Annotated in this window: 12 protein-coding genes; 1 reads left to right on the top strand and 11 read right to left on the bottom strand. The window is 37.5% G+C overall.

What is annotated here, in order from left to right:
- Positions 1–14: 14 nt before the first annotated feature.
- The 9 genes from VK159_RS05735 to VK159_RS05695 all read right to left on the bottom strand — a co-directional run bounded on the left by VK159_RS05735 (position 15) and on the right by VK159_RS05695 (position 10,702).
- Positions 15–758 (bottom strand): SDR family oxidoreductase, encoded by a 744-nt coding sequence (locus tag VK159_RS05735; protein ID WP_324229176.1) that lies wholly within the window; start codon positions 756–758, stop codon positions 15–17.
- Positions 759–784: 26 nt separating this feature from the next.
- Positions 785–1,201, bottom strand: coding sequence for a cytochrome c (locus VK159_RS05730; protein ID WP_324229175.1), 417 nt, complete (start codon positions 1,199–1,201; stop codon positions 785–787).
- A 44-nt stretch (positions 1,202–1,245) separates the two neighbouring features.
- Positions 1,246–2,553 (bottom strand): PQQ-dependent sugar dehydrogenase, encoded by a 1,308-nt coding sequence (locus tag VK159_RS05725; RefSeq protein ID WP_324229174.1) that lies wholly within the window; start codon positions 2,551–2,553, stop codon positions 1,246–1,248.
- Between the two features lie 64 nt (positions 2,554–2,617).
- On the bottom strand, positions 2,618–4,186 hold the full coding sequence (locus tag VK159_RS05720; RefSeq protein ID WP_324229173.1) for an alpha-L-fucosidase: 1,569 nt from the start codon (positions 4,184–4,186) through the stop codon (positions 2,618–2,620).
- A 27-nt stretch (positions 4,187–4,213) separates the two neighbouring features.
- Positions 4,214–5,830: an alpha-L-fucosidase gene (locus tag VK159_RS05715; protein ID WP_324229172.1), complete on the bottom strand. Its 1,617-nt coding sequence runs from the start codon at positions 5,828–5,830 to the stop codon at positions 4,214–4,216.
- 20 nt (positions 5,831–5,850) lie between these two features.
- Positions 5,851–6,849: a glycoside hydrolase family protein gene (locus tag VK159_RS05710; protein ID WP_324229171.1), complete on the bottom strand. Its 999-nt coding sequence runs from the start codon at positions 6,847–6,849 to the stop codon at positions 5,851–5,853.
- 8 nt (positions 6,850–6,857) lie between these two features.
- Entirely contained in the window at positions 6,858–8,444 is a 1,587-nt protein-coding gene (locus VK159_RS05705; protein ID WP_324229170.1) for a glycoside hydrolase family 28 protein, read from the bottom strand.
- 7 nt (positions 8,445–8,451) lie between these two features.
- Positions 8,452–9,159: a family 16 glycoside hydrolase gene (locus VK159_RS05700; protein WP_324229169.1), complete on the bottom strand. Its 708-nt coding sequence runs from the start codon at positions 9,157–9,159 to the stop codon at positions 8,452–8,454.
- 19 nt (positions 9,160–9,178) lie between these two features.
- Positions 9,179–10,702 carry an alpha-L-fucosidase gene (locus VK159_RS05695; RefSeq protein WP_324229168.1) on the bottom strand — a complete coding sequence of 508 codons (1,524 nt, stop codon included), beginning with the start codon at positions 10,700–10,702 and terminating at the stop codon, positions 9,179–9,181.
- 321 nt (positions 10,703–11,023) lie between these two features.
- Here VK159_RS05695 and VK159_RS05690 point away from each other — a divergent pair, with 321 nt between their 5' ends.
- On the top strand, positions 11,024–12,055 hold the full coding sequence (locus VK159_RS05690) for a LacI family DNA-binding transcriptional regulator (RefSeq protein WP_324229167.1): 1,032 nt from the start codon (positions 11,024–11,026) through the stop codon (positions 12,053–12,055).
- A gap of 735 nt (positions 12,056–12,790) precedes the next feature.
- On the opposite strand, the gene VK159_RS05685 is transcribed toward VK159_RS05690, so the two are convergent.
- A complete protein-coding gene (locus VK159_RS05685; RefSeq protein WP_324229166.1) occupies positions 12,791–14,452 on the bottom strand; it encodes a serine hydrolase domain-containing protein in 1,662 nt (553 codons plus the stop codon).
- Positions 14,453–14,524: 72 nt separating this feature from the next.
- Complete coding sequence (locus tag VK159_RS05680; protein WP_324229165.1) at positions 14,525–15,739, bottom strand: AraC family transcriptional regulator; 1,215 nt, start codon at positions 15,737–15,739, stop codon at positions 14,525–14,527.
- Positions 15,740–16,345 lie beyond the last annotated feature (606 nt).

Here is a 16,345-nt window from a genome sequence, read left to right as displayed (position 1 = left end):
CTTTTTGAAGATAATTATACAATCCGCATCGTCATTCCACCATCAATCACTACATTTTCACCAGTAATAAATTCATTTTTGATAAGCATACATATTGCTTCCGCTACATCTTCAGGTTTACCTTCCCGTTGCAGAGGTATTCTGTTACTTACATTATTTTTTACTTGTTCGGGTGTAAGATAATCCTGAAAACGGGTGCGGATTACACCAGGGGAAACACAGTTGACCCTGATATTAGCATCGGAAACTTCATAAGCCAGGGCTCTGGTAAATTGAGGTAGGGCTCCTTTAACCACGGCATAAGCTAAAGCTCCTTTTACACCTCTTAATCCGGCTGCCGAAGAAATTAAAATAATAGCCCCTTCACCTCTGTTTTTCATAAAAGGAACCGCATTGGTACATAAATGAAATGCAGCATGTATATGAATGTCAAATGCCTGGTACCAAACTTCTTTAGCACCATTTAATAAACTGCCTGGTGCAGCCGAGCCCGCACTATGTACCAATACGTCTATACCACCTAATTTCTCCACTGTTTCCTGCACTGCTCGGGCACAATCGTCCGGATTACTTAAATCAGCCTGCACAATAATACATTTGCCGCCTATAGCTTCTATTTGGCTTACAATATCTGTATCATGCACATTACGTGCTACTAAACTCACTACTGCACCTTCGTTTGCTAATTGCAACGCTGTAACTGCACCAATGCCATGTGTGCCACCGGTTATAAGTACTACCTTGTCTTTAATGTTCATATTTGTACCCTTAACTAATTGAAAATTTATTTTTTAGATCGTTGCATTTTTACTTCTTGTACTGTAACAACACTGGCTTTATTTTCAAAATTATTACGGATAAAAGTGAGCACATCTGCTATTTGCTCATTGGTTAAGAAAGCCTGTGCCGGCATAGGGTTTGAATAAGTATCTCCATCAATTTCTACCGGCTCATTCATACCTTTAAGGACTATATTGATTAGTTGCATTTTATTGCCAGAAACATACTTACTGTTTATAAGCGGCGGGTTAAGATTTTGCACACCACCTCCGTCTTTTTGATGACAAACCATGCAATATTTATTATATACTATCTGACCTCGTTTTAAAGACATTTTTTTTACTATAGCTCCATTTTGCTGCGCTTTCAGATTAAATGAGCTGAATAAAAAAAACATGCTTGCTGTTACGATATATTTCATAAAAAAAGGGTGATACAGTTGTTGTTAATGATTTATACGGAAAACTATTTACCGGTATATGTAATCTTATAAATAGTTCCCTTGGTATCGTCTGTTACAATTAAACTGCCATCGGATGTTTCTGCCAAACCGCATGGCCGGTGTGCAGCTTCCCGTGGTGCCATTACTGTTGCTGTTTCAGAAAAATTATCCGCAAAAATTTCCCAATCTCCGCTTGGTTTTCCGTTTTGAAATGGTACAAACGCAACAAAATACCCTAACTGTTTTTCGGGTGCCCGGTTCCATGAACCATGAAACGCTATAAACGCACCTTGCCTGTACCGTAAAGGAAAATGACTGCCTTTATAAAATAATAACGCATTGGGAGCTAGATGCCCCGGAAAAGCAACAACAGGTTCTGCATACTTCTCTTTACTTTCAATTTTCCCGTTGCCTCCGTACTCCGGGGCCTGTATATATTTTTTTTCAAGGTGATTGTAATAAACATAAGGCCACCCGGCATTATCACCTTGTTTTAACTGATACATTACTTCCGAAGGCAATTCAGCTGATTTCTTTGTATCGAAAAATTGCGGCCACGATGAGTTTAAATTATCTCTGCCATGTTGCGCTGCATACAGGCTGTTAGTTTGGGTGTACCAATCTAAACCCATAACGTTTCGTAATCCGGTTGCATAGCGGATACCATCGGCATAAGTTTGATTTAATTTGTCAGCTTTAAACTTCCAGATGCCTCCGGCACTGTCTAAAATCGGGCATGGCATCATACCTTTTGATTCCAGTCCTCTATCTTTTTCCTGACATGAGTTTGAATAGGCCCCGATATTTACATAAATATTATTCTCGTTATCTAGAACGATCGATTTTGTTTCATGCTGTCTTCCCGCTTTTAATCCTGTTATTATCAATTCAGGTTTAGCAGTATCTATCACCCTGTCATCAGCATCTAATTTATATCGGTAAACTTCGGTACTTGACGAAGCATACAAATAACCATTTTTTAAGGTAATTCCTGTACCGGGAAAATTACCAAATGCCATAACTTCTTCATAATCGCCATCTTTATTTTCATCATTGAGTAATACAATTCCTTTTCCATTCACAAGATTTTTTAGCTTAACATATAACTCTCCTTTTACCGTAGCAGCGATATGCCTTGGTCTGCCTTTTACTTCCGCAATAACTAAAGCAGAAAAACCCTGAGGCAGTATTAACTTATGCCCCTTACTGTAATCTGAATTAATTGTATTGTTACTATTTATTTTGCCAAACGATACCATCAATAAAAAAAATACAACAATCAGTGTTGTGAGCGCCAGTTTTTGTTTATATAAATACAATAATTTTTGCATGATATTTTTTGTTGAGTATGTCTTATTTAGACTGCCTCTGTTTTTTTATGGATGAAGTGATAGTTTAAGGTTGTTGAACAATTTTAAATACATAAGCAAAACCTGAATTTTTAGCTAATGCTTTTTTTATGCTTGCAGGAGTTTGTATGATTAATCCTTTTTGTTTTGAATAACTATATGTAAGAGGCTGCTTATAACCAACTAAATAGATTTTACTTCCTTTTTGGGGCACAACGCTTTTAAGGGTTAGTTTTCTTGTTGCCGGCCAAGCCAATGCATGAACATATACTACACTGTTATCTTTACTTCTTGTAAACCGAATACTATCGCCTTCTTTCCAATTATCTCCCGCTCTTGCCCTGGTGGCATAAATGGTTTCGCCATTAATGGCCAGCCATTCACCGGCTTGTTTCATTTGTTCTACAGCGGTAGGGTGAAATTTACCATTCCCATCCGGGCCAACACCCAACATAAAATTGCCACCTTTAGCAGCACAATCGATTATATTGTGTACAATCCATTTCGCACCTTTATGTTGATCTGCTTCAATCTCGTAAGAAAAAGTTCTGCCTAAAGGATAAATAACAAACCATGGCACTTGCGTATTTTCTTTACTGCCTGGCACAAAACCTTCCGGCGTATAGTAATCACCATAATTACCAATCCCTCTGGCTCTGAACATTACATCCGGTTGAATTTTACGAAGCTCTATCATAGTTTGTCTTAATTGTGGCCATACACTTGGGCCGAGCCACATGTCTAAACAAACCATATCTATCTTGCCATAATTGCTTAGCAATTCTTTTAGTTGCGCTCTGTGCCTCAGCATCATTCTGTTTACTTGTTCAGGCGTTGGATCTGGCACTATGAGAGGTCCGTTTTTTCCAAAATGTGATTCAATTGCACCTTCGGGTTCAAGATTTGCATTTCTAACCGCCAACTTCCCCGAAGACGGCACCTGCAGAGGATGCCATACATAGGGTCTGAAATCAGCATCATACCAATCGGGGTTAGAATAATATAAATCAATCTTAATATTCTTTTTATGGGCCGCATCGCACAACTCTTTTACAACGTCCCGCTTAAAAGGAGTTTCCATAATGCTGTAGGCCACATCACAATCTTCTAATGCCGGACCATTAGGTGCCAGATAATTTACCCTTTGCTTAACTCTAGTCTTTGTATCAAACATAGAAAAACCTTCATGATGCTTAGTGGTAAAGGCAAACATTTTCATACCACTTGCGGCAAATAAATCCATCCATTCAGTAGCATTAAAACCTACCGGGTTCCATGTTTTATACAAATCGAAATATGCCTGTTTTTCTGCATTGGTTTTTTTCAACAAAGGCCACGACTCTTTTTCTTGCTGAATAACAGAATATAAACCCCAATGTATCCGAACACCAAACTTTATATCATTAAAATCTTCATACGCTTTGTCGGATGCCCATTGATATTCTTTCACCGGAACTTCTTCAATATAGCCGCTGGTATATCTGTATTGCCTGTCTGTTTTAGGCAGCGCATGTTTTTGCAATACTGCACTATCTTTTACCGGCTGTCCAACACTTTTAGCTACAACGAAAAAACTGAGCAGAAATAATAGTTGATATTTTTTTAAGTAAAGCATTGTTATTATCGCTATTGGAAAAATGATTTAAACAGGAATTGAAAATGTAAAAGCCAGTTGTTCTTCGGCAGGAATAGAATCTTTTAAATTATCTGGTGTTTTAATAACCAAGCCCCTGCCTCTTTGATACTCCCAACTTAATTTTTGGGGCACCTTTGCCTGCAGGTAAATAAAAGCATCTGTTTTTGGTTCAACACTTGTAATAACCAATTCGTTTTGGGGCCATTCAAAGCATATAGCATGAATAATCGTATTATCTTTTGATCTGGTGAACCTTATATTATCGCCTTCTTTCCACAATTCGCCTTCCCGTGCCCGTGTGGCATATATTGCAGAGCCATTATTTTTTAGCCATTTACCCGCTTGTATTAATTGAGCAATAGCAGCAGGTGAAAATTTACCTTTTTCATCAGGCCCAATACCCACCATAAAGTTTCCACCTTTTGAAACAGCATCAACCAAACTATTCACCACCCATTTGGCACTTTTATAATTTTGAGGTTTTGCATCGTAAGAAAAAGAACTGGCCAACGGGTCTATTACAAACCAGGGTGTATCAGAATTTTCTTTACCGCCTGGTATAAAACGTTCAGGTGTGTAATAATCTCCATAATTACCAATACCTCTTGCTCTGAACATTACATTAGGTTGAATTTTGCGGAGCTCTAATAAAGTTTGCCTTACTTGTGGCCAAACTCTTGGGCCCAGCCAAATATCAAGGCACAGCATATCTATCGTTCCGTAATTAGTTAATAATTCTTTTAGCTGATCCCTGTGCCTTGCTATCATTCTTGCTTCTTCTTCAGGTGTTGGATCAGGCACAATTGTTAGATATGCTTTTTGGCGAGCTTTTGTTCTGGTAAATTCTGTTTCAGGCTCATCATCTGCTTTTGCTTTACACCACTCTTCACTGGACGGAATTTGTAAGGGATGATAACCATAGGGTCTGAAATCGGCATCGTAAAAATCTGAATGCGAAAAGTATAAATCTATTTTTAAATCGTGTTTTCTTGCAGAATCGCATAACTCCTTTACGATATCCCTTTTAAAAGGAGTTTCCATAATACTATAAGCCAAATTACAGTCTTCAATTTCAGGCCCACCTGGTGCAATCCAGTTTACTCGTTTTTTAATCGTTGTTTTAGTGTCGAACATTGAAAAGCCTTCGTGATGCTTGGTTGTAAAAGCAAACATTTTCATACCTGCATCTTTAAAAAAAGCCATCCATTCATCAGCATTAAAACCAACAGGGTTCCAGGTTTTATACAGATTATTATATTCAGCCTTTTTCGCAAAGTTTATATCAGGTACCCTGTTACCCAGAAACGACCATGATTCGCCATTTAAATTCCAGATAGAGTAGATACCCCAGTGAATACGTATACCATATTTCAGGTCATTAAAATTTTCGTAAGCTTCATCACTGGCCCAGGTGTATTCAGGAATTGGAATATCTTCTATGTAGTTTTTAGAACGTTTATAATTTTGATCGCTTTTAGGCAAACGGTGAGAAAATTTGGAGGTCTTCAAACGCTTGCTTGTTTGCAAATTTTTCTTTTGGCTGTTTGAAGCAGAAATATCCCGAGAAAACGTTACAGCCGCTATAGTTAAACTCATTTGTTCAATAAATCGTCTTCGTTTCATAACCAAACGTTTAATTTGTTTTACTTACTCTTTCCTGCGTTATAATCGTTTACCGGGTGTGCTACTATTATGCCTTTGTTATCTGTAGTCATGCAAGCCAAAAAATAAGCCTTCACTATCCCCTTTTCATCTACGTAAACAAAAGGCCGTTCCACCCGCTTAAACGTTTCTTCAACCCCATCGTCGTAAGAAATGGTTTTTGAGCTTACAGGCATCTTGGTTAGTAAATGAAACCGAATGCCATCTGTTGAGTAATATTGAATACCAGCTTTATTCTGTCCGGTTGCTTTGGCATTAAAGTCGGTGCAAATAACATGATACATATTGTTTGCCCACCAAATTGTCGGGTCTTCCAATTCGTAATTATCAGGTAATAAATTAGTTACTGTATCACTTGTTACATTTTTATAAGGCCCTTTATATGAAGTTGACTTAACAGCTCTGGCAGTTCGTATTTGCTGGCCTTTAATATTTGTCGATAACCTGCCAAACACGTAAACACTACCATCTTTGTGAATGAATGGTGCAGGGTTACTCCAGGAAATTATTTTGTCAGAACGGGTCCATGGACCAGTAATATTATCAGCTTCTGCATAGCCAGTTTCATTAGCAGATGAAATGTAATACAAGATATATTTATTACCGGCCTTTACAATTTTAGGATTATGCACCCGGTCATTATCCCATTCGCCTTCCCGCTTTTGTAAAACCACCTCCTGAAATGTATAAGGTCCAAGTAATTTTTTTGACGTAGCCCGAATACAAAGCGACTCCTTTGTCCATCCGGCCATTCCCAAATCGATTGGCCAAGCTGAAGCAAACATGTGATATGTGTCACCTACTTTAATAACAGATGGGCACCATAAAAAATAATTGTCCATTTTAAAACCTCCCTCTCTTACAGCAGGCTGTATATAGTTTTTTATACTGGCAAACGAAGCTTCCTGTGCTTGTACTGTTTGCATAGCCATTGTAAACCAAACACCAATCACCAGTACACTTTTTTTATACTCACCCATTGTTTTGATCAATTTTTTATTATGATACTGTTTTTTTCTACCGTTCCCTCAAGACTGTATTTCTTAACAGCATTGAAAGTATTTCTTCCAATAGTTATACGATCATTTACCGTTCCAGCGATATGTACGATGGCTTTACTATTTCCTTTCCCTTTGTTATTTTCTATCAACGCCTGTACCGCATCTTTTAAAACTACTACTGCCAAAGCGCTATCAGCAACAGGCAAGTCACTATTGGTAATTGAAGTATTGGCAACATCTTCACCAAAAATTGCCGGACGAAAATCCGGGTATTCGGTTTGAAGTGAGAACCCGGAAATCGTTAACCCTTTTACATGTCGGGCCCAAATTCCAACTGCCGGTACGGCCGGAGCAAAAAGACGAACCTCTGGATATTCTTTTTCAGCTTCAGGAACAATTTGTGTAACAAGTTCCGCATTTCCGCCACCAACAATCGAAAGCTGTATATTTTGCAGCGTTATATTTTTAATATAGTGATCAGGAATACCGGTTATTAAAATACCGGTGGGTGGTTTTAATTGTGCGTCAGCAGCAGCCTTCATTTTTATGTTTCGAAACACAATATTTTCAATAGTGCCAACAGGTTGCCGGCTGTCTTGTTCTTTTCGAAATACTGTTAATCTTGCTCCCAGGCGAATTAAGACAGGTGTTCGTACATTACTCATTTCAACATCAGTAATTTCTACATTCCTGATTTGAGCACCATCTACACTATTCATTTTAATACCGCCGTTCCTGGTGTCATAAATATATACGTTGGATATTTTTATATTTTCAAAAGCCGCCATAGATTCGGTACCCCATTTAATGCCTGCATGATTACTGGATAAACGCATGTTTCTGACAACAATATTTTTACAAGGCATTTTACTCCATGTGGTTTTAAAACACAAAGCATCGTCTCCCGTATTCACATCGCAGTTGCTGATCGTTACATTTTGAGAACAGTCTATATCAAACCCGTCATTATTACCAAGCCCCTTACAATAAATACTTACCCCTGAGATTTGAATATTCTTGCTGGCAAAAAAATGACATGTCCAGGCTGCAGAATTGGTTAAAAAAACATCTTTTACCGTAATACCTGTTGTTCTTACAAAGCGCATCAGGAAAGGACGCTTGCTTTTGCCAGCGATATCAAGTAATGTTTTCCCCATACCATTGATGCGCCCTTTGCCGGTAACACTAACATTTACTGCATCAACAGCTCCAATAAAACAATAACCCATGCTTGCACCGTTACCTGTTTTAAATGGATCTACCAACTGATAATCATTAATATCAGTACTGCCAATTAAACTGGCGCCTTCTTCTATTAACAGCGTAATATTATTCTTAAGTAAAATGGTACCGGCAATATATTGCCCCTTTGGAAATAAAATCGTGGCACCCCCTTTTGCGCTGCAATCATCTATTAATTTTTGTATGGCTGTTGTGTTGTTTACAATGCTATCTCCAACAATGCCGTATTCCAAAACGTTGCATACTTTATTTTTTTGAGCAACAACATACACGCCTGGCATCAGCATAAAAAGTAATAACAACCACCTGTATGCAGAAATTTTATTAAACATAAACAGCTTATATTTTTTTAGCAGGATTTTTTTCAGCGGCGTACACCTTAAAATTTTTTATCTGGTGTTTACAGGTGCCTACTCCCAGGTAAATGTTAGTTTTTGGAATACCAAATTTTTCATGACTACCACTTACAGTTATGCCGTTACAAGTTGCCCGCACATAGTTACCAATTATCTCAAGCCTGAGCTTATACCATTTACCAGATTGCCAGTTTCCGGTTTTATTGTTTACCTCGGTAATTATACCTGGCTTCCATTCATCATGTTCTAAAACCATGCCTTTGTTTCTGGCTTTGTTATTCTGGTTGGCCCAAACAGAAACTGCATAAGCTCTTGGATTTAATTGTGGATTAGTGGCCGATACTCTGCAGGCTGCCCACTTTCCGTCCTCTTCAAAAAATCTAAATTCCAATTCAATAACAACATCGGCAAATTGCCCCTCATACGTAATAACTGGCATATGGCCACTGCTGTATTTACTTTCTAACCCATCGCTGGTTTTTATAAATTCAGCATGGCTGAGTTTTACTTTCCATCCTGCATTTACTGTTTGATATTCTTTTGTGTAAACAGCAGGTGTTGAAAAATCTTCATTGAGTAAAAGCTGCCTTTTAATAGCTATAGATTGTGTATCAGGCTTTGCAACAGAACAGCCATAACACATTAGCAGCAAACTCACCAATAGCAACAAATGAAAACTATTTCTTTTCATATTTAGATAGTGTGCATCGTTATTCAATTATCAGCTCCCATGTTTGCCTGCTTTTGTCGTCTAACTGTATCTTAAAAGCTACGGCATATTTAGAAGGTAAAGAAGAAGGCAGTTTTATTTCTAAGGCTGTGGGTGTTTGTTTCCATTGCACAATCTCATTACTGCCTAATAAGCTAACTGCTTCTATTTTATTAGCTAATGTAAGCGTGGACGACAGCGATTTAATTTCAATATTTTTACCTGGAGTTTTTAATACAAATGCATACAGGAAATTATTTTTTACAGTAAAGCGGATGTCTTCTTCTGTGTATGGCTTTTTTTGTTCCTGAAATGCCCCCGAGGTAGTTTTAGTGGGGCCCTCACCATAAACAAGCCAGGGTCTTGTACCATAAATTGCTTCACCGTTAATTGAAAGCCAATTACCTAACTCCTTTAAAACAGCAATTTGATTTTCGGGCAAAGTACCATCACCCTTTAAGCCAACATTTAATAATAAATTCCCGTTCTTACTTACAATATCAATGAGGTTACCGATTAATACGTCGGGTGTAAACTGTGTATTTGTTTTTCGATAAAACCACCCGCCGGACAGGTCGGTATCGGTTTGCCAGGGCAATTGCTGCAAAGCATCTGCCTGTCCACGTTCTATATCCCAAACAAAAGCTCTTTTATCAGCTCCGTGTTTTAAATTTATTACGGCTTCTAATTTTCCGTTGTGTTGTTTGATATTATTATTATAAAACTGCGCAGCTATTTCTAAACCGTAATTCATTCCATGCTGAATGCCGGGCAATGCGCCATCGAAATACAATAAATCAGGCTTGTACTTTGAAATCAATTCCGTTGTTCGGTTGTATACAACTCTATTCCAGGCAGTATCTTTAGCATAATCAATCAAATAATTGCTGGCATAGAAATCTTTATATGCAGGATTAGCAGCATCATATTTCCTGGCCGTTTGGAAAAAAGATGGTACACGGTCTATATGAGTACTTACACCAAAACGTAATCCGTGTTTTTCTGTAGCCTCTTTCCATCCTTTAATAATATCCTTTTTAGGTCCCATTTTCACTGCATTCCAACGATGGAAAGACTCATACATGTCAAAATTGTCATGATGCACAGCAACAGGAACAATGTATTTAGCACCAATAAGTTTAAAGAATGCAACTAAAGAATCAGGATTCCATTTTTCTGCTTTAAAAGCAGGAATAAAATCTTTATACCCAAAAGTTGAAGGATTTCCAAATGTGGTTGTATGCCATGTCAATAGCTTTTCCGCCATCACTGAACGTTCATGTTCGGGAGGGTATTCACCTTGGCCATACATATATCGTCCGTAGTGAGAACCACCATAGGGCCTATCTTCCTGCATGGCAGACTGGATTCCCCAATGCATAAAAATGCCAAATTTTGCATCTCTAAACCAGGCAGGCGTTTTATATGCAGACAAAGATGTCCATGAAGCTTCAAATTTTTGAGACCAAAGCGCTCCACATGAAAACAATAAAATAACGATAACAGTAAACAATCTTTTTTTCATATAAGCATGCATTAAAAATCTTAAGGCAAAAACTATGGTAAACATACCAGGCTACGTTTACATTTATTACTCAACAATGTTACACAGCAATTGAAGAAAAATTACAGCTTAATACTTTTTTGAGCGTATTTTTTTACGCAAACCTTTGTGCAAACAAAACACAAAGGTTTGTGCATACAACCAACTGAGAAAAAGAAAACGGTTTGATTCAACCAATCAATTACATGTCGATTTAATATCTTACAGGTATCCAACAGCCATTAGATGCGACAGATCTAAATATATTTTCTATTACATTTACAACACTATTTTCAACTGTCTATGAGCTATAAACAACTTACCTTAAAGGATCTTGCAAAGCAACTTAATACATCTATAACAACTGTATCACGGGCATTAAAAGGGCATTACAGTATCAGTGAAAGTATGCGTACAAAAGTGTTGGAATTAGCAAAGCAGTTAGATTTTCATCCTAACCCAATGGCCCTGAATTTATTAAAGAGCAGAAGTTTTACAATCGGCGTTATAGTACCGGAAATAGCTCATCACTTTTATTCGATGGTCATGGAAGGCATAGAAGAAACAGCAGTAGCAGCAGGTTATAATGTTATGTTTTGCGCATCAAAAGAATCAAGTGAAAAAGAAGAAGATGTAGTGAATGCCTTGTTACAAAGCCGTATAGACGGTTTACTGATTGCACCATCTAAAGAAACAATAAACTATACCCATTTACAGAATATTGTAAACAAGGGAATGCCTTTGATTTTTTTTGACAGGCATAGTGCTGATTTACGGGTGTCGAAAGTTTTAGTAAATGATTATGAAGGAGCTATGCAGGCAACCAATCATTTATTAGAAAATGGTTGTAAAAGAATTGCACACATTGCCGGTCCAAAAAAATTATCGAATAGCATTCAACGCCTGCATGGCTATAAAGACGCATTAAAAAACAGCAGAATAAAAATAGATAAAGACCTGATTGCCCATTGTAACCTTACTAAAGAAGGCGTAGCCGACTGTATTGAAAAATTATTATCGCTGAAAAATAAACCAGATGCAATATTTACCTATAATAGTTTTATTGCTTTTGAAAGTATGTTATTGGTAAAGCGTAAAGGTTATAAAATACCTTCTGACATTTGTTTTATTGGTTTTGCTAACGAGCCGGTAATATCTTACATTGAACCGCAACTGACAACCGTATTACTACCTGCTTACGAAATGGGGCAAGAAGCTACTAAATTATTTTTAGAGCAAATAAACTGTAAGACTGAAAAATATGAACCGAAAACAGTGACGTTACAGGCAAAACTTATAGTTAAAGAAAGTTCTTTAAAAAAGAAAGCCAAGTAACATGATGTTCGATAATCAAGAAAAGAATTGGCTGGCTTAACTGATGTAATAATCTGAAATAATCCGCATGATATTGCAATAGAATATAACTATTACAGTCTTTCCGTTTCATTGATAGAATTATTAAAGCATTTTCCGGAATATTCCGCAAAAAACTACACTTACGTAGTTCTGATTATTCCGTATTCCGAAATATTGCTTACTGTTTCATAATATTCCGGAAAATGATTTCTTAATAAAGCAATAAAGACATGAACACGTAACTTGGCCCATGAATAACGTAGTAGGAAACAGGAATCAATCTATGGCAGGTTTGTGAAAAAATCAACTCCGGACGCTGATCATAAAATATAAACTCAACTTTCTATTCAACCACGCTATATTCGCTTTAAAATTTTCCAACCCGGCTTCTGAATTTTCAACGATCTCTTGGGCTAATATTTCTGAATCGGGCAAGTTATCTAACCCCGCTAATGATTGATCTTTCAGCAAGTTAATATCGAGTGATGTTTTATCTCGTGCAAGAATTTCATCATACTTGAATTTGCGCCGGTATCCTTTGGGATCAGAATCAGTATATGTTTTATTTGCCTTTTATTGTTCTTGAAATTAAAGGAGTTAATAAAAATCTGCAGGCGATTAGACTTTAGTACTATAATCCCGTAAGTTACACGATACCAAATGCCGAAGGGAAATATGAATAAAAACAAAATGAAATGCAGATTTTGATTGCTCTTACTTTACATGAATAAACTTTACTTTTTCCAGCCTCCCCCCTCTTAAGTAAAGTGTAGCAGGTAATCCGACAGACTGTTCAATTTCGATGACATAATTGTTCACCAGTAATTTAACAGGGGAAATCAAAGTGCCGTTTGAACGATTTCTCTCTCCAATGTTAACTTCATAATTCATGGCATCTAGAAATCTGATTTCAATCGTTACATTCGTTTCGCTGTTTAAATATTTTCCATTCAGTGTATTGAAATCAAACCCCGTCCAGTTACGATTCACCTTCGTTAGCGTGTAAGGTGCGTGTGACGTATAGTAGGCTGTTACTTCCATTTCACCTTTTTCATTTCGTTTGAACTCCTGTTTAAAATCGGGATCAAATGTTTGATGCAAAATATTTGCGGCTTCCCGTTCTAATTGCACATCATTACGCCCCTGCCTTTTCAAAAACAAACTGCTATCTCTTTTTTCAAATTGAAACATAAAATCATTCTCCGTTAAATAAGTTCCTGCCATTTCGTCTTCGCTAATGTAACTACCCGCACTTGCTGGTTTCGTAATAAAATAGTTTGCATTACTCTTGAGGTTCAACAATACATCGACCATTTGCCTGGTCTGATAGTCTGGTGTTGCTTTTCCTGTGTTTGTCAATGTAACTACCGATATTTTCTTATCCGGAAACCTTGTAACGGTTGCTTTCCATGCCCCTGTTGCACCTTCGTGAAACGCATAGTGCAAACCTTTGTAGGTTCCAAACTCAAGTCCGTACCCATAGTTTTTGATAGTTGAGTGTTGGGTAAGTTGTTGACTTTGTTCCAATATGTGTTTCTTAATGTTTGATTTGATTGCACCTTGCAAAATCTGCTCCCAACGAAGCTGATCTTCCAGTGTTGAAAAAATATTCCCATCGCCATATACATTCCAAATCCAATTATAGGTTGTCCATGTATTAAAATTAAAATAAGCTTTCGCAATGGATCCCCGGATTTTTGTAAAGTCTTCTTCAAAAGATGTATTGGGCATGTTTAATTTCTTAAACATCGTGTTTGTGTAGCTAACAAACGAAACACCGGTCACTTTCTCTGCAATTGCTGTGAGCAATATATAATTGCTGTTGCTGTACAAATACTTTGATCCCGGTGTAAAATTTAATTCCGTCTGTTTTTCGAGCAACATCAACACATCCTTATTCGAAAATGAATTCTTCCACCATGTCAGCTCCTGCAACGACCATAAGTCATACACATCCCGAATTCCGCTTGTATGATTCAGCAGGTTTTCAATCGTGATCTTCCCGTTAAAATTCCTGTATAGGTTTGGCAGATATTGTCTGATATCATCACCTAGGCCTATCTTTTTTTCGTCCAGTAGAAGAAGAATAGCTAATGCCGTAAATTGTTTACCGTTGGATGCAATATTGAACCTCGTTTGTTTCGTTATCAATGTACTGTCGGTGAGGTCCGCATAGCCTGCCACTTTTTCATACACAATCTTCCCGTTACGAACAACCCCTGTTGCAATTCCGGGGGCGCCTTTCGGAACATCCTGTGTCGCAATAGAGTCAAGTCGTTTTACCTGATCTGCCGAAAAGCCTGTTTTAATTTGTGCAAGGGTAAGTTTGCATGATACCAATAAAATACAAAAGGAAGACAAGAAACGCTGATTCATTGTTGTGCCTGTTTTTTACAAAACTGCTTTATTGCAAAGGTTCGTTCGCTCTAAATCATGATTTGACACCAATTAACTGTGGTGTTTTTCAATGTATTCTTTAGGAGTTAATGAAGTATAACGCTTAAAGGCCCGGTTAAATGTTGATTTGGAGTTAAACCCACATTCAAAACCAATGCTCAGCAATGTTTGTACCGTATGCTCCCCCTCCTCTATTTTTTGTATCACAGCTTTCGCTCTGTAATGATTTACAAAGTCATTAAAATTCATGTGAAAGCCCTGGTTAATTACCTGCGAAACTTTTTTGGGATGGGTACCCAGTTGGGCCGACATATCAGCAAGCGTTAATTCTGGATTCTCGTAAAGCTTGTCAACCAGCATGAGTTGTTCAATAGCTTTTTTCCAGTCTGTCAAATCAGGTAGCATTTCTTTTTGATCGGGAGCGGCATCCTGTTCATTTGTAACTATTGAAAGTGGACTCTTGTGAACTGGCGGCCCCTCATCCGGAACAATATCACCCACGGGAATGAACGGTGAGTCTTTAAATGAAATCACAGAGCGTACGGTGTTTGCATAACCACTAACAGAAATGTAATAAAACAATATCGAAAAGCATATGTAATACCAGAACTTTTTTCCGAATTCGTCCCACTCCGGATTTAGAATAAAGAACAAGCCTCTTATCGTAAGCAGCAACAGGAAAGCAATCAAAAACCGTTGTGCCCATTTAAACATCACCGAATCAGCAAAACTGACTGCATCGTAGGTGATTCGTTTATATTTTCTGTAAGTTGAAAGGCTCATGATTAAATAAAAACCAAAAAGAATGAAACCCGCAACCTGGTACCCGGTTGAAAAGTCCTTGTCTTTGCCATCTTTATAGAAAAAAATTTCACCGGGAACTACTTTATCAACCATGAAAACAATCAAGCTGTATAGAAAATAGAAACCTGCAGGAATAAAATGAACAAGCTCCTTCTTAGAAAACAGAAATGATTTGTCCAGCAAACTCCGAATGTAGAAATAGAGTACCGGAGGCAATAAAAAAAGTTGCTGAAACGGAACATAAAACAAGATATCTCTGTAAGGTGCTTTTGAGTACCAACCTGCATACCCCAGCATAAAAGGGGCAATGTATAAAGAAGATAAAATTGTAAAACAACCCAACCATCGGGCAGCCCTGTTTTCATTCTGTATGCCTTTGATCAATAGCAAAGCCGAAAACACCAAACCATGCAAAAAGAAGAAAAACAGCAGGGAACTTTTAAAACTGAAATCGAAGAACATTTTTAATTCGATGAGTTGATCAATGTTAAGACCTTTTATTCAGGAAATAACACACAGTCAGCAATTTTGTTACATCTATTTATACCAACAGTTGACCGAGATTCAGTTCGGCGCACTGCGGCCTCTTGGGCAGTGCGATCTTATAATGAAACCTTAGTAATTGAATGCTCGAAATCCTAAAGTTTGTTTCACCAGATATATAGCAGTTTTCCGGAATATTCCTGAAAAAAATCACTTACGTAAATCAGATTATTCCAGCTTTCGAAATATTACTTATTGTTTCAGAATATTCCGGACGATGCTTTTTTTAATAAAGCAATAATTCAATGATCCCATAACTTGTTCCATGAGTATCGTAACTATTACCTGGAATTTATTTACAGCAGGTTCATGAATAAATAAACAAGTTGGCACTAATCTCAAAATATAATCTACTTCCTGTTCAACCCGCAATAATCGCTTTAAAACTTTCCAACCCGTTTTCTGAATTTTCAACGATCTCGTCTGCTAATGTATCAGAATCGGGTAGATTATTTAAATCACCCGGGCCATTGGGTTCTGTACATAGCCCTTGCCTGCTTTGCATTAGTTTGCTGCAGTTACACT

The organism is Lacibacter sp. (assembly GCF_035299325.1).
Taxonomy (GTDB): domain Bacteria; phylum Bacteroidota; class Bacteroidia; order Chitinophagales; family Chitinophagaceae; genus Lacibacter.
Note: the sequence above shows the minus strand (reverse complement) of the source record. Positions and strands in the feature narration are given on the sequence as shown.

What these genes read in the sequence shown, in the direction of transcription:
- VK159_RS05715 (WP_324229172.1), bottom strand. Translation starts at nt 5,830, where the DNA reads ATGAAACGAAGACGATTTATTGAACAAATGAGTTTAACTATAGCGGCT.
- VK159_RS05680 (WP_324229165.1), bottom strand. Translation starts at nt 15,739, where the DNA reads ATGTTCTTCGATTTCAGTTTTAAAAGTTCCCTGCTGTTTTTCTTCTTT.
- VK159_RS05730 (WP_324229175.1), bottom strand. Translation starts at nt 1,201, where the DNA reads ATGAAATATATCGTAACAGCAAGCATGTTTTTTTTATTCAGCTCATTT.
- VK159_RS05725 (WP_324229174.1), bottom strand. Translation starts at nt 2,553, where the DNA reads ATGCAAAAATTATTGTATTTATATAAACAAAAACTGGCGCTCACAACA.
- VK159_RS05690 (WP_324229167.1), top strand. Translation starts at nt 11,024, where the DNA reads ATGAGCTATAAACAACTTACCTTAAAGGATCTTGCAAAGCAACTTAAT.
- VK159_RS05700 (WP_324229169.1), bottom strand. Translation starts at nt 9,159, where the DNA reads ATGAAAAGAAATAGTTTTCATTTGTTGCTATTGGTGAGTTTGCTGCTA.
- VK159_RS05705 (WP_324229170.1), bottom strand. Translation starts at nt 8,444, where the DNA reads ATGTTTAATAAAATTTCTGCATACAGGTGGTTGTTATTACTTTTTATG.
- VK159_RS05720 (WP_324229173.1), bottom strand. Translation starts at nt 4,186, where the DNA reads ATGCTTTACTTAAAAAAATATCAACTATTATTTCTGCTCAGTTTTTTC.
- VK159_RS05695 (WP_324229168.1), bottom strand. Translation starts at nt 10,702, where the DNA reads ATGAAAAAAAGATTGTTTACTGTTATCGTTATTTTATTGTTTTCATGT.
- VK159_RS05710 (WP_324229171.1), bottom strand. Translation starts at nt 6,849, where the DNA reads ATGGGTGAGTATAAAAAAAGTGTACTGGTGATTGGTGTTTGGTTTACA.
- VK159_RS05735 (WP_324229176.1), bottom strand. Translation starts at nt 758, where the DNA reads ATGAACATTAAAGACAAGGTAGTACTTATAACCGGTGGCACACATGGC.
- VK159_RS05685 (WP_324229166.1), bottom strand. Translation starts at nt 14,452, where the DNA reads ATGAATCAGCGTTTCTTGTCTTCCTTTTGTATTTTATTGGTATCATGC.